Annotated in this window: 17 protein-coding genes; 6 read left to right on the forward strand and 11 right to left on the reverse strand. The window is 48.5% G+C overall.

The genetic code is table 11. The annotated features are described in order from the left end of the window. Positions 1 to 15: 15 nt before the first annotated feature. The 4 genes from MJ611_RS16240 to MJ611_RS16255 all read right to left on the reverse strand — a co-directional run bounded on the left by MJ611_RS16240 (position 16) and on the right by MJ611_RS16255 (position 5,466). Positions 16 to 2,451, reverse strand: coding sequence for a TonB-dependent receptor domain-containing protein (locus tag MJ611_RS16240; RefSeq protein WP_250431239.1), 2,436 nt, complete (start codon positions 2,449 to 2,451; stop codon positions 16 to 18). 315 nt (positions 2,452 to 2,766) lie between these two features. Then, positions 2,767 to 3,897 (reverse strand): three-Cys-motif partner protein TcmP, encoded by a 1,131-nt coding sequence (gene tcmP / locus MJ611_RS16245; protein ID WP_250431241.1) that lies wholly within the window; start codon positions 3,895 to 3,897, stop codon positions 2,767 to 2,769. Between the two features lie 378 nt (positions 3,898 to 4,275). Beyond that, positions 4,276 to 4,710 (reverse strand): hypothetical protein, encoded by a 435-nt coding sequence (locus MJ611_RS16250; RefSeq protein WP_250431243.1) that lies wholly within the window; start codon positions 4,708 to 4,710, stop codon positions 4,276 to 4,278. A 252-nt stretch (positions 4,711 to 4,962) separates the two neighbouring features. Beyond that, complete coding sequence (locus MJ611_RS16255; RefSeq protein ID WP_250431245.1) at positions 4,963 to 5,466, reverse strand: ankyrin repeat domain-containing protein; 504 nt, start codon at positions 5,464 to 5,466, stop codon at positions 4,963 to 4,965. 253 nt (positions 5,467 to 5,719) lie between these two features. Here MJ611_RS16255 and MJ611_RS16260 point away from each other — a divergent pair, with 253 nt between their 5' ends. From MJ611_RS16260 to MJ611_RS16280, 5 genes are all read left to right on the forward strand, one after another. Continuing rightward, on the forward strand, positions 5,720 to 6,553 hold the full coding sequence (locus tag MJ611_RS16260) for an MBL fold metallo-hydrolase (RefSeq protein WP_250431247.1): 834 nt from the start codon (positions 5,720 to 5,722) through the stop codon (positions 6,551 to 6,553). Positions 6,554 to 6,978: 425 nt separating this feature from the next. Next, a complete protein-coding gene (locus MJ611_RS16265; RefSeq protein ID WP_250431249.1) occupies positions 6,979 to 7,692 on the forward strand; it encodes a ferritin-like domain-containing protein in 714 nt (237 codons plus the stop codon). 12 nt (positions 7,693 to 7,704) lie between these two features. Next, positions 7,705 to 8,505, forward strand: a complete 801-nt coding sequence (locus MJ611_RS16270; protein ID WP_250431251.1) for a ferritin-like domain-containing protein — start codon at positions 7,705 to 7,707, stop codon at positions 8,503 to 8,505. Between the two features lie 297 nt (positions 8,506 to 8,802). Continuing rightward, positions 8,803 to 9,357 carry an RNA polymerase sigma factor gene (locus MJ611_RS16275; protein WP_250431252.1) on the forward strand — a complete coding sequence of 185 codons (555 nt, stop codon included), beginning with the start codon at positions 8,803 to 8,805 and terminating at the stop codon, positions 9,355 to 9,357. Then, entirely contained in the window at positions 9,350 to 10,183 is an 834-nt protein-coding gene (locus tag MJ611_RS16280; RefSeq protein ID WP_250431254.1) for an anti-sigma factor, read from the forward strand. Before MJ611_RS16275 ends, MJ611_RS16280 begins: the two co-directional genes overlap by 8 nt. Positions 10,184 to 10,221: 38 nt before the next feature. Here the strand turns inward: MJ611_RS16280 and MJ611_RS16285 are convergent, their stop codons facing one another. From MJ611_RS16285 to MJ611_RS16305, 5 genes are all read right to left on the reverse strand, one after another. After that, positions 10,222 to 10,746 (reverse strand): GreA/GreB family elongation factor, encoded by a 525-nt coding sequence (locus MJ611_RS16285; RefSeq protein WP_250431256.1) that lies wholly within the window; start codon positions 10,744 to 10,746, stop codon positions 10,222 to 10,224. A 123-nt stretch (positions 10,747 to 10,869) separates the two neighbouring features. Further along, on the reverse strand, positions 10,870 to 11,688 hold the full coding sequence (cysQ, locus tag MJ611_RS16290) for a 3'(2'),5'-bisphosphate nucleotidase CysQ (protein ID WP_250431258.1): 819 nt from the start codon (positions 11,686 to 11,688) through the stop codon (positions 10,870 to 10,872). 41 nt (positions 11,689 to 11,729) lie between these two features. Continuing rightward, positions 11,730 to 13,283, reverse strand: coding sequence for an N-acyl-D-amino-acid deacylase family protein (locus tag MJ611_RS16295; RefSeq protein WP_250431260.1), 1,554 nt, complete (start codon positions 13,281 to 13,283; stop codon positions 11,730 to 11,732). A gap of 151 nt (positions 13,284 to 13,434) precedes the next feature. Then, entirely contained in the window at positions 13,435 to 13,926 is a 492-nt protein-coding gene (locus MJ611_RS16300; protein ID WP_250431262.1) for a DUF2231 domain-containing protein, read from the reverse strand. Positions 13,927 to 13,930: 4 nt separating this feature from the next. After that, entirely contained in the window at positions 13,931 to 14,248 is a 318-nt protein-coding gene (locus tag MJ611_RS16305; RefSeq protein WP_250431264.1) for a hypothetical protein, read from the reverse strand. A 231-nt stretch (positions 14,249 to 14,479) separates the two neighbouring features. Between MJ611_RS16305 and MJ611_RS16310 the strand changes: the two genes are divergently transcribed. After that, positions 14,480 to 15,622, forward strand: coding sequence for a DEAD/DEAH box helicase (locus tag MJ611_RS16310; RefSeq protein WP_250431266.1), 1,143 nt, complete (start codon positions 14,480 to 14,482; stop codon positions 15,620 to 15,622). 52 nt (positions 15,623 to 15,674) lie between these two features. Here the strand turns inward: MJ611_RS16310 and MJ611_RS16315 are convergent, their stop codons facing one another. Both MJ611_RS16315 and MJ611_RS20655 read right to left on the reverse strand, forming a co-directional pair. After that, entirely contained in the window at positions 15,675 to 18,221 is a 2,547-nt protein-coding gene (locus MJ611_RS16315; protein ID WP_250431268.1) for a phytase, read from the reverse strand. Between the two features lie 185 nt (positions 18,222 to 18,406). Continuing rightward, a complete protein-coding gene (locus MJ611_RS20655) occupies positions 18,407 to 20,692 on the reverse strand; it encodes an InlB B-repeat-containing protein (protein ID WP_250431270.1) in 2,286 nt (761 codons plus the stop codon). Between the last annotated feature and the right edge of the window lie 45 nt (positions 20,693 to 20,737).

Consider the following 20,737-nt stretch of genomic DNA (forward strand, 5'->3'; position numbering starts at 1 on the left):
TACTTTGTTTTATACTTAGTTCGATCCGCCTGCTCTGCTCTTTTCTTCTTCGGCACCACCGGTGCGGCGGCGGGCTGGAGCTCCTTCTGCTTTACCAAATCGATAGTTGAAGCTGATTGTTGCCACGCGTGTGTCGCGGCTCTGGAAGAACTTTTCGGAATAGCCGGTCAGCTCGGTTGTCGCTTTTACCCGGTTGGTGTAGAAGATGTCGCTGATGTTAAGCTTCACGCTTGCCTTCTTATCCCAGAGCTGCTTCTGAACGCCAGCTGATGCAAACCACAGTGGCTCCACGTCCAGGAACCCGTAGATCTCGCTTCCCCTAAATACACCAGTTATTTCGGCTGACCAATCCTTAGGAAGTTTGATGGTGTTATTGGAGTTAATGTTGAACGTAGGTTTGCCGTTGCGCAGGTTGGTGTTGGCCAGGTTGCCCCGGTACAGGCCATAGTAGAAGGTGCCGTTGTTCATGCTGTTGAACCAGTTGCCGATGGAGAAAGGTACCGTAACGGTCATGCCGTAGTAATCATACTTAGCCAGGTTCAAAAACGTCTGCGCTACCAGTTTCTCTTCCGACAGGTCCGGCGACAGTACCTGTACCATCAGGTCGGTGGTGCGGCTGTAGCTGAGTTTGGTAATAAAACGTTGGTCGTAAGTATGGGTCAGTTCAAAGTTGTAAGATAGCTCCGGTTTCAGGAAGGGGTTACCCGCTGAGTAGGTGCTGGGATCCAGGAAGTTCTTGAACGGATTGAGCTGGTTGTAAGACGGACGGTTGATTCTGCGGCTAAGCGACAGGCCCAGGTCATTTTTCTTGTTGAGCGTGTAGTTCAGGAAAGCGCTTGGGAACAACTGGGTATAATCGCGGTCGAATTCTTTGCCGTCGGTTAGCTGCTTGCCATTGGCAATGGTGTTCTCGAGGCGCAAGCCCAGTTGCAGGCTCAGTTTATGCATTTTGGTATTGGCATTCAGGTAAGCAGCATTGATGTTCTCCTCATACAAAAAGTGGTTGCTTTTGCCCAGGTCCGGCACGTTGCCGCCGTTGCTGCGGTCAAAGAACTGCAGGTCGTTATCAGAATTAACAAGGCTGCTCTTTAAGCCGGCTTCCAGTGTGCCTTCAACTGCTTTCCAGGGCTGTTTGTAGTCTACTTTAGCTGATTTGATGTTCAGGTTGCCGTCCAGGGTTCCATACAGCAGGTATGGGTCGCGTATCTGTTCGTTGCGCAGGTTGTAGAAATTTGTTGTGAAGTCCTGCAGGTCCTGGTTCTGGTACGCGATGTAGTCCAGGTCGGCAGTGATCTCGCGGCCTGCACTGTCAAGGGTATGTTTAAAGTTCAGGTTGATCGACTGGTTGCTTCGGTCGTGTTCTGCTACAGCGTCAGTCAGGAAGGAGGACTCGGGCTGCTCCTGTGCATTGATCACCAGCGATCGGTTGGAGTTGGTCCTGTCAAAGTCAGAAATAAACCCATTGGTAACTATACCTACAACTGTTTTTGGGCCAAGGAAATAATCTGCTCCCAAGCGTAGGGTGTGGTTGTTGATTTTAAACTGAAAAGGGTTCTGCTGGTCGTAGGCTCCGGTAAACGCATCTCCTTCGTAAAACCGGCGGTAGATATTCAGCTGGTTATAATCGCGGCGGTACACGTAGTTGTAGCTGCCAAACAGGTTAAACTTCTGGGTGCGGTGGTTTACCTGCAGGCCCTGGTTGGATTTGGCATACTCACCATGCCCGAAGGATGAGTTGATCGTACCATTGGTGCCAAGGTTTTTATCGCGTTTCAGTTTGATATCGATGATGCCTGCGTTGCCGGCAGCGTCATACTTAGACGATGGATTGGTGATCAGTTCGATCTTATCAACGGAATTGGCCGCCATGCCGCGGAGCATATTCGCCAGCTCCGTGCCCGACATGGGTACCTGCTTGCCATCGATCATCACGATCACACCCGGGCGGCCGCGCATGCTGATGTTGTCGTTCTGGTCGATCACTACGCCGGGTGCTTTCTCCAGAACTTCCAGGGCGGTGTTACCTGCTGCTGCAATGCTGTTCTCTACATTCAGCACGGTTCTGTCGAGGTGCTGCTCGATGAGCGGGCGCTGTCCTTCCACCACTACTTCTTTCAGATTGGTGCTGCTTTGTTGGAGCATAAGAGGAGGAAGGGTGATGCTTCCGCTGTTTTCAGTTACTGTTACTTCGCTGCTTTTGGCTTTGGCATACCCTACCATGCTGGCTACAACGCGGTATTTGCCTGCTGCTACACCTTCAAACAGAAAAGCCCCGGTAGGCTCCGAGAGCATACCTTTCACCAGCGAAGAGTCCGCGGCATGAAGCAGGAGAACGTTGGCATAGCCCACTTCTTTTTTAGCTTCGTCCAACACGGTTCCTTTTATACTTGCCTGCTGTGCGTAGATGCTTGTGCTCAACAGCAGCAAAATGGGTAAAATTATGTACTTCATAGTTTTATAGATTTGGTTGATGTGTTCACAAGGGAGGTGGTTTTAGATCAGCTTCCTGAAAGGACGCATGACAACACTCGTGCCATTTGTGTAAAGTATTAATATTCAGTGTCTTGTTGTTGTAAGTGCTACGTGTAGAGTAGCTTCTGAACAGGGGCTATTGTCCAGTTGCGAACACCAAAACGTATGAAATCGAACACTGCGGCTGTGCGTGTGCTACGCAATTGCAGGTATGAAATGGGAGAGTTTCAGAGGTGAGAAGTATAAGCCGGAGTAGCAACCTTGACGATTTCTCCGGCTTATTACAGTGTCTGTTTATTTATACTTGATGATGGAGGCAAGGGTAGGTTTTCGGATCGCCTGCAGGGTTTTAGGATTCAGGATCTCTACTTTGCCCTGTACGCGCAGCACTTCAAAGGCTGCCAGGTAGTTATCAGCAATATAAGGGGTACCGCTGCTGTGGTCTTCGCTTATCTTTTCGATCGACTTGAATTTATACTTACCTGCACTGGTAGCCAGGTCTTCTGCCAAAAGCGAAACAGAATACCTCCGCCGCTGTGGGAACAAGGAGAGCTGCGGCTGCAGGGCATGATTGGCCGTAAACATGGGCACCCCGTCCTCATGATAATCACTGTAAGAAAGCATCAGCTCCCTGAAACGTTTAAAAGCCTTCTTGTTTTGCGAAGAAAAGAGGAGGTAATATGCGGTTTCATCTGCGTCAGGCTTGTTAATTTTAAAAGTAAGCGTGAGTAACTTTCGCTCCAGCAGTATACTTTCCAATTGCTCCGCTATGTACTGCTGCCTGCGCCGTGTGTTTTTCTCTTTCTTACAGAAGCTTGCGATTTGCACCAGCCGCTCACCAAACAAGGATGCCAAAGCTGGGCTAACTTTTTTCGCAGACAGGGCTTTTAGCATACTTTCGGGGCTGAACAGCAACAGCAAATCTGCATTGCCGGCATCAAGTGACTGTTGGAGCACTTGCTGCGCAAGCACGGAACTGAACGGATCGCCGAGCAGGAGGGAAGGATAACCGAGGGCCTGCAACTCCGCCAGCATGGTTTGGCTTACCTGCTCTGCCAGCGCTACTGGTGGGTGTACTAGGTTATCATAACAGGGCAGCGAAGCTAGCTTCTCGCCTATACTTTCGTGCACGGTCTTGTTGGCATCAGCAAAGAAGGCTCTGAGCAACGCATTTGCACCTTTATTATTACTCAGTGCTTGGCAAAGGTTTTCCAGCAGGTTGTCGGGTAGGGTTGCTAGCCCGGAAGGTACTAAGCCAGCTCCGGAGTTGAGATCAATGTAAAGGATTGCCTGCTCGTCGTCTGTTTCCGGAAGAGGGGGAAGTATGCCGCACCAGTCAGCAAGAAAGTTGCCGATCACCTCGTCTTTTATCTCCGCAAAGCTGCAATGCTCTTTAAAGAAGTCCTTCGGTACTGCTGCAGGCATAGGTAGTAGTAGCGGTGCAACAAGCACCTGGCAAGTATAATTTTTCTGTTCTCATTCAAGTATAGGCAGCCGGCTGACTATACTTGAATGCTAAATTACTTAGTATTTTGTTGTGTTTGCTATACTTGTTAGCTGATTTTATTTGTTGAATTCAGTCAGTTTTTACTAACGCGTTGTCAGCCAACTGCTTATGTTGCTTTCGAATATGGCAACCTCTTTTTGGTTTGTCATACTTAAACGATGGTGCTAACCAAGTATAAACTTCCGCTTGTCTACGGCAATAAACTGGTTTTGTGATAAGCCTTAAAAAACAAAGCAGCCGCTTCATCTGTAAGACAAAGCGGCTGCTGTAAAATGTACGTTGTTGTGAACGAAGGCTTAGTTATTTGGCCAGGCGTTCCAAGGAATACGGCTCAGGATCAGAATCAGGGCCAGACCGTAGAAAATAGCAATGCTCTTAAAGCCTCTTGAATCACCCAGTTGGCGCTTGGCACGGGAGTAACCGATCGTGATCAGCACTACAGCAATGATCATGGTAAGCGGGTGCTCCAGGATGTAAAGTCTTGAAGTGGAGTCTTTCATTGCCTCGCCTGAGAAATTAGACATACCCAGCGGCGAAACAAAGTATAAAATAAGGCCGATCACCCACTGCAGGTGCGTCGGAATAAGCCCCAACAGGCTGAGTTTTCTGTTTTTGTCTGTGAAAGACTTGTTGCCCAACCAGCCCGCCAGCGCAAGCAGAAAGCTGATACCCACCCCCAGAAGCACCAGGTAGGTTGTGTAAGAGTGTAAATGCTGTAGTCCTGTATACATAGTATCGTTTAGTGAAAACGGTTAACAATGTACAATATTAGCTAAAAGAGATGTACTTTGGAAGAAAACAGAGGAACTTACTGTCGGGGGCAACGTTTTGTTTTGCACTCAGCCTAGGGCCTATATGGCGTGGTATGCACAGGCGAGCGCACAGGTATAACCACCTGGCCTGTCTCAGGTGCAGTGAAGCGTACACCTTTGTCGTGCCGAAGAAACCAGAACCACTACTTTTCTTTCTGAGCGGGGAACCAGCTAAACAGATTTTTCTTTTTTCCCCTGGAATAGCTTTAATGCTTCGGCATTGCCAATGTTAGCAGCCATTTCCATAGCCGTCATGCCGCGGCTGTCGCGGAGGCTTTTATCTGCACCATGCTCCAGCATCAGCTCCACGAGCTTGTTACGGCCAAACATCGTGGCAAACATCAGCGCGGTTCCGCCGCTGCCGTTTTGAATGTTGAGGTCAGCTCCGTTCTCTATCAGCAGTTCTGCTATGTCGGACCAGCCGTTGAAGCATACGCCCATCAGCGCTGTGTTTCCGGCAAAATCCTGTGCATTAACATTTGCTTTCGCCTCCAATAAGAATTTAGTGGCTTCCATGTGATTGTTATAGGACGCGATGATCAGGGGAGTGAAGCCTCTGGGGCCTTGCACATCGATTGCCACACCTTCAGCCAGCATTTGCTTCAGTTGAGCGACATCTCCCTTTCGGGCGGCATCAAAAAACAAATCTTCCGGGTTAGTTGAATAAAATGTCATGTTGGGGCAGGTTTGGGTGTTGAACTTTAGTAGCTTAGAGATTTATTACGGGAAAAATGGGAGTAAGTATAAGATTGGGAGGAACGAGGAAGTATAAATTGCTGTTGCTCCTGATACATTACTGCCCATTTCCTGCATGAGCAGCGTAGGGGCAACATTTTGTTTTGTTGCGAGAACGAGCGTATTGCAGATCTTTTTCTCTGGCAGTTAACAAAATGAATAAAAGCTATAAATCAGGTTTCTTTGCATCTGTATGCAATTGTTTATAACATCCTTAAATTCCGGAAGCAACGGTAACTGCTATTACATCGGCAACGAGCGCGAAGCCGTATTGGTAGATGCCGGCATTTCCTGCCGCGAAACAGAAAAGCGGATGAAGCGCCTGGGCCTCTCCATGCGCAAAGTCAAAGCCATCTTTGTATCGCATGAGCATTCAGACCATATAAGAGGGATTGAGGTGCTGGCCCGCAAGTATGAATTGCCGGTATACATTACGCCTGATACGCTCCGCTATGCACGCATGTCGCTTGACCGGGTGGAGGTGGTACCTTTTGTAGCGCACGAGCCGGTTCAGATCGGTAATCTCTCTGTTACGGCCTTTCCTAAGTTTCATGATGCGACCGACCCGCACAGCTTTGTTGTTTCCTATGAGGGCGTAACGGTAGGCGTTTTCACCGACATTGGTGCGCCCTGCGAGCACGTTATCAACTACTTCCAGCAGTGCCACGCCATTTTCCTGGAAACCAATTACGACGAAGCTCTGCTTGACCAGGGATACTACCCGTACTACTTGAAAAGGCGCATCCGAAGCGACAGAGGGCACATGTCCAACGACCAGGCCCTGGAGTTGTTTGTCAACTATAAACCTTCCTTTATGAGCCATGTGCTGCTGTCTCACTTGTCGAAAGACAACAACTGCCCGAAGCTGGTAAAAGAGCTTTTTGACACGCATGCCGACGGAGCCGAGATAGTGGTAGCCTCCCGCTTCGAAGAAACACCCATCTTCAGCATCGACACAAACTTTGTAGCCATGGAAAAGCCAAAGGTGTTTATGGTGCCGGAAGCGCAGCAGCTTTCGTTGTTTTAAAGATACCTATACCTCTCCTCTTAAGGCTTATACTTTCAAAGGTATAAGCCTTTTTGTTTTCAGTCATGGCATTTAAACTGGTTTTGATCTATACTTCCTGGTGCCTCACCGGCAAGCATGGCTTAAACAGGTATACTTTTGCTTCCAATTTTTTCTGCCTTTGTGTTCAATCTCCTCCTCCTAAAACGTCATAGCTGCAAGTATGAATCCGCTTTCGGACACTGTTAAAAGTGTATCCTTCAGACGCTGATGTCGACTCGATCAGATAACCCTAACAGCTGCCTCTATTTATACTTCCAGCACCACTCCCAAAATTATTTTACTTAGCTGCAATCCGGACATCCTGGTCGGTTCGTAGGTCTCGCAATTCTACAGCGCATCAAACAGTCTGTAGAGGTAGAACTACTAATCAAAATTTAGGAATTATGGAAAAACCAACACACAAGCCTGAGCCAAAGGAAACAAGCTTATCGAGCTCGCTTATCGTTCCCATGCAGCGGCGACTTTTCTTTCGCTATGCCGGGGCAACGGCACTGGCCACAACGCTGCTCTTATCCACCACCTCCTGCGACGATGACGATGAGATGCAGCCAACCGACCCGGGCGTAGTTGACCTGGGAAGTGGCGACGCAGGCATTCTGAACTACGCCTATGCGCTGGAGCAACTTGAGGCCGCTTTTTATACTGAAGTGGTGGCAAAGTCGATGAGTATTTTTAATCAGTCGGAACAACAGATCATGCAGGACTTGAAAGGGCATGAAGGCATACACCGTGATTTTCTGAAAGCAGCTCTTGGCAGCGCAGCCATTCCGGCACTGGAGGTTGATTTCTCTTCGATCAACTTCAACGACAAGAACAGCGTGCTTACCACGGCCCGTACTTTTGAAGACCTGGGCGTAGCAGCTTATAACGGGGCAGGGCAGTACTTACAGGACGCCGGCTTCCTGACTTTAGCCGGTAAGATTGTGTCGGTGGAGGCGCGCCATGCAGCCGTAATCCGTGACCTGATCTCGAACGGTACTTTCTCTGATACCGCCAACAACCAGGGACTTGATCCTGCTATGAAGCCGGCCGATGTGCTTTCTGCCGCTTCTGCCTTCATCAAAACAAAAATATCTGCCAACAATCTGCCAAAATAAGGAGGACCCATCATGAACATATTCAGAATAATAGAAGAGATCGAAAAAACAGACCCTGAAGTATACAATCGCCTGGACTCTCGCCGCAGCGCTTTTAAAAACCTTGGCAGCATAAGTAAGAAAACAGCATTGGCAGCCTTGCCACTGGCACTTGGGTCGGTGTTTCAGAAAGCCTACGGTCAAAGCAACGGCACCGTGCTGGAGGTGCTGAACTTTGCCCTGAAGTTGGAATACCTGGAGCGTAATTTCTATACCCAGGCACTGGCAGCAAACGGGCTTATTACGGATGCTACTGCCAGAGGCGCCATTCAGAAGATACAGCAGCACGAAGCAGCGCACGTAGACCTGCTAAAGACTACGATTCAGAGCCTGAACGGAACGCCGATTGCGGAACCAACCTTTAACTTTGGTAAAAACTTCCCGGACTGGAATACCAATTACCAGACTTTCCTAACACTGGCGCAGGCTTTCGAAGATACCGGTGTACGTGCCTACAAAGGACAGGCGGGTAACCTGATTAACAACGATACAGTGCTGACAGTAGCCCTGCAGATACACTCCGTAGAAGCACGGCATGCAGCCCATATCCGTCGCATGCGCAACACGCAAGGCTGGATCATTGGTGCCGGTGAAAACAGCAACGTACCGGCAGGTGCACAGCCTGTTTATGCCGGTGAAGAAAATGTAATGCAGGGAGGTATCAACGACATCAAGACATTAGGCAGCGGTTACTCGGCCGCCATCGCGACGGCAGCCTTTGATGAGCCGTTGACTAAAGAGCAGGTAGCAGCCATAGTTTCTCTTTTCGAATAAGCAGCTTTAGAGCATTTGAATTAAGAAGAGAGCTGCCTGTGGTAGCTCTTTTCTTTTGTATGCTGTTGAATTTTTCTCATGCATGAATTTAAAACAAATTACCAGACAAGTATCAACTGATACGTGAAGGTTGTTGTTTTTAACTCATGTAAATTATAGTAGGATGTTTATTTTCACTTAATTATAAACAACGTGTAACAAAAAGACATAAATGCGGTTGAGTACATAGTTTCCGTTAAATATTCTTAATTTTGAGCAGGCTTCGCTTAAGGGGCTTTGTTTGTAACAGTTGATTCATTGCCAACTCAACCCGCACAGAAAATAACTGAAGAAGCCCTGGTGGCCCGCTTACGCTCCCGCGACAGCTCGGTAGTGTCGGTTTTGTATGATATGTACAGCCCGGCACTCTACGGTGTTGTGTTGCAGATTGTAAAAGTGGAAGAGATAGCGGAGGATGTCCTGCAGGATGCCTTTGTGAAGATCTGGGGATCGTTTGACAGGTATGATGAAAGCAAGGGCAGGCTATTTACCTGGATGATTAATATCTGCAGGAACCTGGCTATCGATAAGATCCGGTCTAAAGAGTACCGCATGCGGGGCTCCATGGATGGCTTGGAATACAACGGGCAGGTGGGATTTGCTACCGAAGCATTTAATCCGGAGCACATTGATATCAGAGAGGTGCTGGAAAAACTCAACCCGGACCAAAAGCAGATTATTGACCTGATGTACTTTGAAGGACTAACTCAAAGTGAGATTGCTGAAAACTACAACATCCCTTTGGGTACAGTAAAAACCAGAGCCCGCAGCGCAGTGAAGTTCTTGTCAAGATTATTTAAAGGGCGTGACTAACGAAGAATATATAGCATCCGGAATGCTGGAGCTTTATGCAGCCGGCGGGCTTACTCAGGCAGAGCGTGAGGAGGTAGAACTGCGTGCGGCAACTTCAACTGAAATTCGCGCAGCACTTGATGAAGCCTGTGCCGCTATGGAAGCATATGCCCGTCTCCATTCGGTGCAGCCTGCGCCCGCGCTGAAGAATAGGATACTGGCAAGTATGCAACAGCATGATGCAATAAACGCGAATGCAGAAGAAATTGATTCGGATCTTGTACAGATGTACCCGGCGGAGGTGGACGAAGGATCGCCTTACAAGTGGATGTTCGCCGCAAGTATAGCATTGTTCCTTTTATCCGGGCTGGTAAGTTTTCATTTTTATAACAAATGGCAGCAAGCCGAAGAACGCTTAGCAGTAGCCATGGCCTCCGAACAGCGCTTTGCCCAGAATCTGGAAGTGGTTTCGCTGAAAGCCCAGCAGCAGGAGCAGGCATTGGCTGTATTGCGGGACCCGGCTTTCAAAACTGTTAAACTCGTTGGAGTAGAAGGACACCCTGACGCCAACATGCGCGTCTATTGGAATCCACAGCGCCAGCAGGTGTACGTGGATCTGGTTAACCTGCCACAGCCACCGGCAGGTAAACAGTACCAACTCTGGGCGCTTGATAACGGCAAGCCTGTTGATGCAGGTATGATCGCTTACAGAGGCACTAACCTATCCATGCAGCAGATGAAGGCGATCGGTTCGGCACAGGCCTTTGCTGTAACATTAGAGCCTGCAGGCGGCAGCAAGAACCCGACACTCGAGCAACTGATGGTAATGGGCAAGGTAGAATCCTGAAGTATAGCTGTGATTTCAAAGTATGGAATCTCGATTCGTCAGCTGTTTTCATAACTGATTTTTACCACCTCCACTACTTCTTCCGTTCTGCCCAGGCGTAACGTTACAGACTCACCTAATTTGGCGCCGGTTACGGCGCGTGCAATGGGGGCTACAAAGGCTACGCGCCCTTCTGCCACCGATGCTTCGTCCACACCAACAATGGTAAAGCGTCGCTCAAAGCCTGGTTTACCGCCACTGCGCGTGCGTAAGGTAACGGTAGCTCCAAAGCGTACTTCATTTGTTGGTTGGTTGTGCGGTTCCACCAAGCGGGCGGTTGCAATGCGCTGGTTAAGTGCGCTGAGTCGGCCATTCAGGATCAGCAACTGCCTGGTACGATTAGCCTCATCCTCGCGATTAGCCTCTGCCTGTGTACGTTCCGTTTCCAGTTCCGCAAATTCAGCCCGCAGCAATTCCAGTCCACGGGGAGTTACATAGTTTGGTACACCCGGCGGCAGGGCGGCACGCGGAGGTATAATGGGCGGTTGCCCTGCATCGTCTTCTTTTACAAACGCTCTGCTCATAGTGCAGCTTAACGCAGGTGAATGCTACAGGTTACTTTTCTGATTCCATGAAAGCTTTTGCTTACGATGCTAAGGCAAGGTTACAGACGGATGTGTTTTGTAAAAGAGCCTTGGAGTATTGCACTAAAAAGCCACGAAAGAAGGGTTCAGCAACTGGGGCTTGTTGTAGATGAGCTCGGTTTCCAGATCAGCCTGGTAAATGCTTCTGTTCACTGCCCTAAGTATAGCATGTGCCGCTGCGGTATCCCATTCCATGGTAGGAGCGAAGCGCGGGTAGAGGTCCGCTTTGCCCTCGGCCAGCAGCATGAACTTTAAAGAACTGCCCATACTTACAAGTTGCACATTGCTGAACCGTGCAATGAACTGCTCTGTTTCCTCTGTCATGTGCGAGCGGGAAGCGATGATCTTTATACCTGATTTTTGCTGCAGCGCGTCAAAGCTGGTTCTTTCCGGCAATGGCTCCAACTGAGTCCGCTTGCCGGCTTGCTCCTTGTACACACCGGTTTTTTTAGAGCCAAAGTATAACGTACCCAGGGTGGGGGCATACACAACTCCCGCAACCGGAGTGGTTTTATACATCAGGGCGATGTTTACCGTAAAATCACCATTCCTATTGATAAATTCTTTCGTGCCATCCAGCGGGTCCAGCAGCCAGTACCATTCCCACTGCGCTCTCTCCTGGTAAGGACTGTGGAGGCCTTCTTCTGATAGTATGGGTAAACCAGTTGGCTCTAAGAGGTTGCTGATGATGGTATGGGCTGAACGATCGGCACGGGTCAGGGGCGAGTCGTCTGGTTTAAGCGCTACTTCCACATCGCCTGTTCTGTATATTTCCAGGATGGCTTCACCTGCCTTCAGTGCGGCCAGGCGCGCAGTTTCCAGCAGCTTTGTTATACTGGAGCCCCCTGCTGTAAGGGGATGATGTTCTGTTAATACTGACATGTTGTTTAGTAGCCTATGTGCACAGCCATTGTACCATCTTGCTAGTGTTTTACTCCCTTACGCAATACGTATCCCTGACGATCTGCCTGTAGGTTAGTTCCTTCTTTTACCACTTTGCCGTTCACCATTACAAAGTTGAAGCCTTCGGCCAGTTGATGCGGGTTTTGGTAGGTAGCTGTTTCATGCACCTTTGCCGGATCGAATAGCAGCAGATCCGCTTTGTAGCCTTGCCTGATGTACCCACGGTCTGAGAGACCAATGGTCTCAGCCGGCAACCCTGTCATTTTGCGGACAGCTTCTTCCAATGTCAGCACTTTCTTTTCCTGCACGTAGGTTTCAAGTATGCGGGCAAAAGCACCGAAACTGCGGGGGTGGCGCATGGTTGGGCTGCCATCGGTGCAGATCATGATATGTGGGTCTGTTAGAAAAGTTTGTTGCAATGCTTCGTCCATGATGAAGTAGGCTCCGTCAGCTCCGTAAGGGCCAATGTCATCCATCATCACTTCTTCGAAAGGCTTTTTCAATTCCTGTGAAATCTGCAGCAGGGTTTTGCCGCTGTATGGTCCTGAGCCGATCAGGGTGGCTTCCGGTCCGTTGCGTTTTGTAATCTTGTTTGTCAGGAAAGTATAGAGCTCTTTTCTTCTGGTTCGCAGTACTTCCTGGTAATTGTTCGGCTTTTTTGCCCAGTCCGGGAACAGGATCTCGATGCTGGTGTAGCTGGCGGTGTACGGGTAAAAGTCTGCCGTTAGCTTCATGCCGCTGGTTCTGGCACTGTCAAGCAGTTGCAGGATCTGTTGCCCTCGGTTTTTGCCTTTTCCATACACCACTTTAATGTGCGATACGTGAACCGGGCTATACTTGCCCTGCTCCAGTAGCTCACGGATGGAGGCCTCTACAAGAGCATCGTCCTCGTTCCGCAAATGACTCATGATAAGCCCTTGCTTTGCACCTACAATTCTGGCCAGTCGGTTCAGTTCAGTGCTCTTGGCATACAGGGCAGGTGTATACTCCAGCCCGGTTGTCATACCGTAGCAGCCGGCATCCAGCGCGTCTTTCAGCAGTTTTTCCAATGCCGTCATTTTATCTTCGGAAGGGATGGAGTCGTAGCCAACGCCGGACAAAAGACGCAGTGTACCGTGTCCGGCAAATAGCGCGACATTTACAGCAGGTTTGATTGTATCTACCGAATCCATCCATACTTTCAAATCCTTATGATTTGGACTAAATCCATCCTGACCAAGGCAGATGGTGGTAACACCCATTGAAAGGAAGTTCTTGAAATCGGGTGTTTTAATCGGATCTCCGTGCGCGTGGGTATCAATGAAGCCAGGTGTTAAGACCAGTCCTTTTGCATCTACCGTTCTGGTTGCCGGATAAGTTGATGTGGTGTCCCGATCGATCAATGCAATGGTGTCTGCCTTGATGAGCACGTTGGCGTAATAAGGTGTTTTGCCTGTTCCATCCACTACAGAAGCTTTCTTTATCAGGATGTCGTAGGTAATGACTTCTTTCTGGCTGGTTTTGCAAGAGGCCGTTAGGGCAGCTAACGATAGCAAAAGGGAGAGTTTACGTACTGTCAGGTTTAACTTCATCATGCTTAAAGTTAAATCATTATACCTACAGAACAATAGCCTTTACCCTGGGGGCTTTAAAAATGATTGGCAGCGCACTACGGCCCGCAAATTTATACTTGCTGGTGGAGTAGGGGAGAGTGGAAGGGAATTATGGATGTAAGTATACCATCTGCTATTCAAAGCCGGCACAGTCGGAGGCAGGTACGTTTACGCCGCCAGCCTGCTCGTATACTACCCGGGCACCCAGATGGCCGGTATACATCAGAAATGCGGAACCGGCTAGCATAAGCACTACCACCAGCAGGTGCAGCATTTTCTCCCGCATACGGATCAGCCTGAAAGCCAGAAAGAGATCCAGGGCAGTAGCTGCTGTAAACAAGTAAGCTAATGTAAAAGCGGCATTTTCATGGTCTTTCAGCACAGTAGGGTCGCATATCTTCCGCGATACAATGCCATCGGCCAGATCACCGGTGTAGATGCTGAACCAGGCTGCCACACAGCCTGCATAAAGAAGGTAGGAGCCGACCCGCTGCCAGAAACGATAATTTGCATCCTTTAGCAAAAGTGTTGCTGCTTTGGCCAGGGTGGCAACAAGCAGCAACGCAATCGGGAAGTGAACCGATAACGGATGATAGATTTCTGTTCGCCAGAAGGTCGGCTCCATTATATTACTCCAGAATCGTTACAGCTACCGGATCGAGTCGCTGACCAACTTTTTCAACCTGTACTTCCACTTTGCCGCCTTCCTTCAACTGATCGAAAGCTACGGTTTCACCGTTTTTGGTAAGTGTGGTAGAATCAGTGAAGTATAGTTCCAGCACTTTGTCATCGGCAGTTTTTACATAAATTTCTGTCTTTTCAGGTTCTACTTCCTGGATAACACCCTGGTAGGTACCTGACTCTACCACATCGGTTTTTTCTCCGCAGCTATAGAACAGCGGTGCAGCAGCAACAAGCGCCGGCATAAATAATTTCGCAATTTTCATGATACCTGTTTATTTGTGTGATGGCTAAGTTATGAAAATATATCCATAAGTAATTATTGATTTTATACTTAAAACCTGATTTGCAGTTTTGAATCATTGTTAATGCTGCTTACCCTTTCATAGGTTTAAGCAGATTCGTTTATGATCAGAGTATAAATCCAGGTATCCTTACTAAGAACACTTTCATAACACGTATCTTTACAGCAAAAGCACTTTATACTTTACAGCCCTATGTCTTTTTCCTCTCTTGGTTTATCGGAACCCCTGTTAAAAGCAGTGGCGGCACAAGCATACACACAGCCTTATCCAATACAGAAGGAAGCTATACCAGCCGTACTTATAGGCAGCGATGTGCTGGGTATTGCCCGAACGGGCTCTGGCAAAACGGCTGCCTTTGTACTGCCCATTCTGGAGCGGTTGCAGACTGAGCATGCCATCAGAAACAGGTATGTGCGTGTGCTGGTGCTGGTGCCTACCCGGGAGTTGGCTGTGCAGGTAGGAGATGTTTTCAAAACGTTTGGCTCTTCGCTGCCGAGGAGGGTGAAATCGCTTGCTGTGTATGGCGGGGTATCTATAAACCCCCAGATGATGCAGCTGCAGGGAACACAGGTATTGGTTGCTACGCCGGGCCGCCTGCTTGACCTGGTAAATTCAAAAGCTGTGCATCTTTCAGAAGTAGAAACCCTGGTGCTGGACGAAGCAGACAAAATGCTGAACCTTGGTTTTAAAGAGGAGATGGACAAAATCTTTTCGCTGCTGCCTGCCAAGCGACAGAACATACTTTTTTCTGCTACGCTGGGTCAGGATGTGGAGAATATCCGGGAGGTACTCCTGCACGATCCGGTTAAAATAGAAGTGAAAGAAGAAAGCCTGAACCCGGACCAGATAAAGCAGGTGGCCTATCATGTTGGTGCCGACCGGAAGGGCCCCTTTCTAAGGTACCTATTGAAGCAGGGCAACATGCAGCAGGTGCTCGTGTTTGTGTCATCTACAAAACGAGCTGACAATGTAACAGACAAGCTGAAGAAGAATGGCATCGAAGCGGTGGCCATGCACAGCAAAAAAAGCCAGGGAGGCAGAACCGAGGCACTCCGCAAGTTCAAAAACGGAAGTATCCGGGTACTCGTCGCCACAGACATCGCCTCACGCGGCATCGACATCGAAGCCCTGCCATACGTGATCAACTACGACCTGCCCCGTTCCCCAAAAGATTACGTGCACCGCATCGGCCGAACCGGCCGCGCTGCAGCAGAAGGTGAAGCCATCTCCCTGATCTCGCCTGAAGAGGAACATCACTTCAAGGTGATCCAGAAAAAAATGGGCCGCCGCGTGTCTGTGGTTGAGACAGATGACATTGAGTTGAAGGGGTATTAAATTTCTTATTTTCAGGTATACTTTCAGATGCTATGACTTTGATCCTTAAGGTCTACTTGTTGAGTAGAAGGGGTACGCTTCTGATTCCTCTTTTCGTTTCCAGTTTAACAATGTATAGCCCTGAGGCGAGTACTTGTCCGTCCAACTCTATTTTGCTTGGCTCGCCTGCAAGTGATTTGCCCTGGATGGTTTCTGTTACCTGTAGGCCCTTACTATCATAAACTGCAACGGAAAAGCTTTCATTTTTTTCGAAAGTAAAGCTTATTGTCGCTTCAGTTGTGAAAGGGTTGGGGTATACCTTTATATCACTAGACAAGCCAATTTCTTCTACTGCACTTGTAATGGGGTCGGCAGGTGTCGCAGCCAGTTCCAGGTCGAAGGCCAGTTCAGCATTGGAGGGATTGCTTTGGTGCACTTCAACTGCGATGGTGTTGATACCCGTTTTAAATGCAGTATCAGGTATGGTAAAAACTACAGGTGCAGTCCCGCCGCTGTGGGTTGTAGCCAGCGTAGTATAAGATGCGGTTCCGACAGGCATGTTCTGGCGGAATACCTCTGTGCCATTCAAGTATACCAGAACCCCGTTATTGCTCTCTACCTTAGCTGTATAGGAAGTATAAGCAGCCGAATCGGGAATGGTAATGGTTTTGCGGAAGTAAGTGGTAATATACTTTTGATCCGGGTTGCCGCCATAGCTGATTGTAGTAGCAGCAGTAGTGATGCCATACCCGAACTTGCCGTTTCCTGTCTTCCATCCTGAGTCGTTGAAGTCTGTAGCCTGCCAGGCGTTGCCCTGGTCGGAGCCGTCGTCCTGGTACCTCCACGAAGATTGAAAGGTAACCAATTGTTGCAGATTAGAGGGTGCAGGCTCGATGGTATAGGTCTGCCCTGTGGTAAAGCCCCCAGCAATGGCATTGCCAGAGACGTCTGTAATATTGGTCCCGCTACTCTTCAGATCTAGCCTTAATGTACCGCTGCCACTAATGGAACTGATAGCAACATCGTATAGATCCCCAGCCGTGCCAACACTCTGTATTGATGCCACAGTACCTCCTGCATTGCCAGAAACTGACGTTAGCGTGAAATCTGTCGCGTCTACACCGTTAACTTTTTCAGAGAATGTCGTTCTGTAAATAACTGACGTGTTACCATTGGTTTCTTCGGTGGGACTTTGTCGATTGATACTTACCACAATGGGCTTTGTTTGATCAGCTCCTACTATAGTATAGGTTTGCCCACTAGTATAGCCACCGCTAATGTTGTTGCCCGAAGTATCGGTAATGCTGGTGCCAGTATTTTTCAGGTCCAGGCGCAGTGTACCTGTGCCCGTAATCGAACTAACTGTCACATCATAGATTGTGCCGGATGTTCCGACAGCTTTTCCCTCGCTTATAGTTCCGGTTATACTACTGGTAACAGCTGTGATGACAAAGTCAGACGCGTCCACACCGTTTACTCTTTCAGAGAAGGTAGCTCTGAAAATAACAGATGTGTTACTCGTGTTTTCTGTGGTGGGATTTTGCCGAGTGATACTTAGAACAGTAGGTGCTGTTTTATCCGAAGGTGTTTGATTGATGACAGGAGGTTGTATTTTCAGATCGTTTCCTGCAATGTCTTCCCAGCGGTAGAGGTGAAACGTTTTATCAGTAGACATGGCTACAAAAACTCCTTTGGGAAAGTGCGGGAGCAGTGGGAAGTTGGCTACATCTGAGCCATCGCTTTCATGTGCTGCTACTTTCACTACCTTCACTAATTTATGGTCATGCGGATTTGCTGCTGTTCCATCCCGGGTAAAAATGTGGAACTCATCCGCTTGCTGATCTGAAACTAAGATATAGCCCGTGCCATCTTCAATTTTATAGATAGAAATGCCTTCATGTTCGCTTGCAAACCCATTGGATGCAAACAGGGCTAATTCATTGTCTCCTTTTTCCGGATCAGCATAATACTTTCTTACGCCGGCTTTTTCGTCTGAATAGTATATATACCCCAGTTCATCATCAACGGCAACAGACTCAATTTCCTGTCTTCCGCTATATTTGCCAAACTTCCTGACCAGTGTTCCTTTTACACTCCCCTTTCCATCGTCCTCCAGCAGATACTGCCAAAGGTATTCCCCGTCTGTTGGACCAGATTTTCTACTGACAATTGCGTAAACTTTACCATCTGTTGGCCTTTCGTATAATGCAATACCCATAGGTTCATCAATGCCCTCACCGGTTTCGCCTGCAAACACTTCTATACCACCATTATCAAGAGTCTGCATGTCGGGTACAGAAAAGATCCTAAGCTTGCCGGCATAGCGCTCCGTAGTAACGGCAATATCTACGCGCTTGCCATTTAGCATCAAGCCATAAGCTACATCAACATTATTCGGACGCTTCAAGTTTTTGATTACCTTATCGGCTATTATCTTGCCCTCCATGTTAAAGACATAGAGTGCGCCATCTTCATCTTTATCGGTACCTAGTATCAGACTGGCCGAAGGATCCTGCTTGTTGATCCAGATGGCTGGATCATCAGAATCATACTTTACCGGTTCTGTTACAAATAAAGGGGCAATAGCTTTCTGAGCATAAAGTTGAAGGGTAACGAACAAGAACAAATAAGCGAGTAAACAACCTAAAGCGGGCTTGATCATACTAATAGAAAACTTAAAAAGATGTATCATGCACCATAAGCTAATCCGGTATTAGAGGAATAGCAATATGAAGTATGCGCAAGTATAAAAACCATATTGCCACTGCCGGTACAGCAGCAGTGGCAGAGAAAAGCATACTTCTATTACCTGTCGAGCAGCAGCTTTACAAATTTGGTTCCTTCATTTGTATGGAGCCTGATAAAGTATAGTCCGTTGGCTAGTCCCGCACCGTCTACCTCTATACTGGTTAGCTGGCCTGCTTGGGACATACCATTTTTCAGAATTCTGACCTGTTGTCCTTTGCTATCATATAAGCCAACAATGTATTCACTTTCTTTAGCAAGAGTAAAGTTTAAGGTTGCCCTACCAGAGAACGGATTCGGATACACCTGTGCCTGAAGGGTTTTTGAATTATCCAAGGTACTTGCCTGCGATGTACTGTTAGCTGTCATTCCCGCTTCATTAACAATGGTGAAGTTAATGGTCATAGGAGTGCCAGCTGAACCACCACCGCTTGTAGCTGAATAAGGAGTAGCCGTTAAGGTATAATTTCCAAGGGCAGGCGGTCCCCAAACGCCAAAATAGTAGTTGCCGTTGCCATCGTCTCCGAACAGCGAGTAAGGCGGAGCGTTATCGGTGTAGTTCCTTGTTTGTGGTCCGGTGAGCACTAGCCGTACACTGCCAACAGTGGCCGGTGAAGTGTTAGCCCGAATACTAAGCTTAGTACTAGGCAACGTGGCCAGGTTGATCTGCTCACCTGAAACAATGGTCTTGATGTCCTGATCTGCCGAGGCATTGATGAGCGTAAAACTCACCACCTGCTGGCTGGAGGAGACAGGGGTGAAGGTGGCAGTTATAGCTTTGTTATCATTCATTGTCACAGAAAGCGGGTTGGTTGTACCGGAGGCATCGCCGCTCCAGCCCGAGAACTGGTAACCTGTGGCCGGCGTGACTGTCAAACTTACGGTGCTGCCGCTGGTGTAGGTAGCCTGATCAGGATTTTTGGTAACCGTGCCATTGCCAGTTGTGTTTACAGTCAGGATATACTCTGTCGATGTTTGCGTTTGTTCGATCGTATAAGTCTGGCCGGAAGTAAAGCCTGTGGTAATGGCATTACCGGCAGCATCGGCGATGCCTGTGTTGCTACTCTTTAGGTCGAGCCTGAGCGTGCCGGTGTCGGTGATGGAGCTCACGGTGGCGTCATAGGTAGTACCGCTGGTGCCAACGGCTACTATGGCATCTGAAGTAAGTGTGCCTGTTACCGTTCCCGAAACGGCCACCGGAGTAAAGTCAATTGCATTAACCCCTGAAACGCTTTCTGAGAAAGTAATACGGTAAGTAACAGCGGTAGCGCTTGTTGTGGCTGTTGAGGGTGACTGCCGGTTTATGCTGAGTACAGTAGGTGCTATTTGGTCAGACGGTGGTAATGTTGTGTTATCTTGAGCCAGCACACCAACGGCTTCGGAGCTACTTGAAGCCAAAACAACTATATCATCGGTAAAATTATCTTTTGTACTTGTGGAGTTATTATAGGTACCTCCTGTCATGAGAACAAGAGGCGAACTGAATGCAATAGTCGAAAAGGAAGATTCCCTGTACAGGATATCACCTCCGCTGTCTGCTTTAGTATAAATAACACGTATTTTGTCTATAGATTCATTCAGGAGCACAATAGGCCTTGTGCCTATAGGGGAAACTTCATAGGCTTTATGCCAGCCACCAGATGAGGATCGAACTAAAAGCATGATCTCTGGATATCCTTTAGTCTCATAACTGGTTTTTACAGCACAATAAAGCGTGCCGTCTCCTGCTACGGCCATGTTGAGGTGGTCGTCAGCCATTCCCCCGCCAATGCTCAATGCCGATTGTGAAGCAGGTACTTCGTCAGCAGACCAGGAGGTGGGGCTTGCACCATCAGCATGGGTTTTAAAGCCAAACTTTTTTGTGGTCTGATTAGACCAAAGTACCCCGATCTTACCAGGCATCGCAATCACAGCACCGATATCATCCGTCGTTACGCCTGACGCTACAGTTATTGGGGAGCTCCAGGTGTTGTAAGGGGCATCGCTCCACCTTACATGAATGGTTGTGCTACCGTCCGAAGCCAGCCACATCCTCCCGGTGCCATCAATATCGATGGTAGCCGTCTCAACGCCCTTTTCGAAGGTTAGCCCCACCGTAGACGTTCTCTTGGACCAGAGCTGGTAGGTGCCGGTGGCCGATATGTACTCCACCGAAACCATTTGGGAGGAGGCCCCCTGAAAGAGAAGTATGTGTGCCACGTTTCCCACCATCTTACAATCTGCTTTCGATGTTGTTTTTGTGGAGAGGCGTAAGACATTGGTCCAGGTAGTGCCATCCAGTCGCCATAGGTGCGTTCCGGAAGAGTTGGGAATTACCGCCCAATGTTTTCCTGCATAGGACCACACCTTTGATTGTGGTTTTTCTCCTGTATTAGTAGAGATGGAGATGGG

This window comes from Pontibacter ruber, from assembly GCF_023630205.1.
Classification (GTDB): Bacteria; Bacteroidota; Bacteroidia; order Cytophagales; family Hymenobacteraceae; genus Pontibacter; species Pontibacter ruber.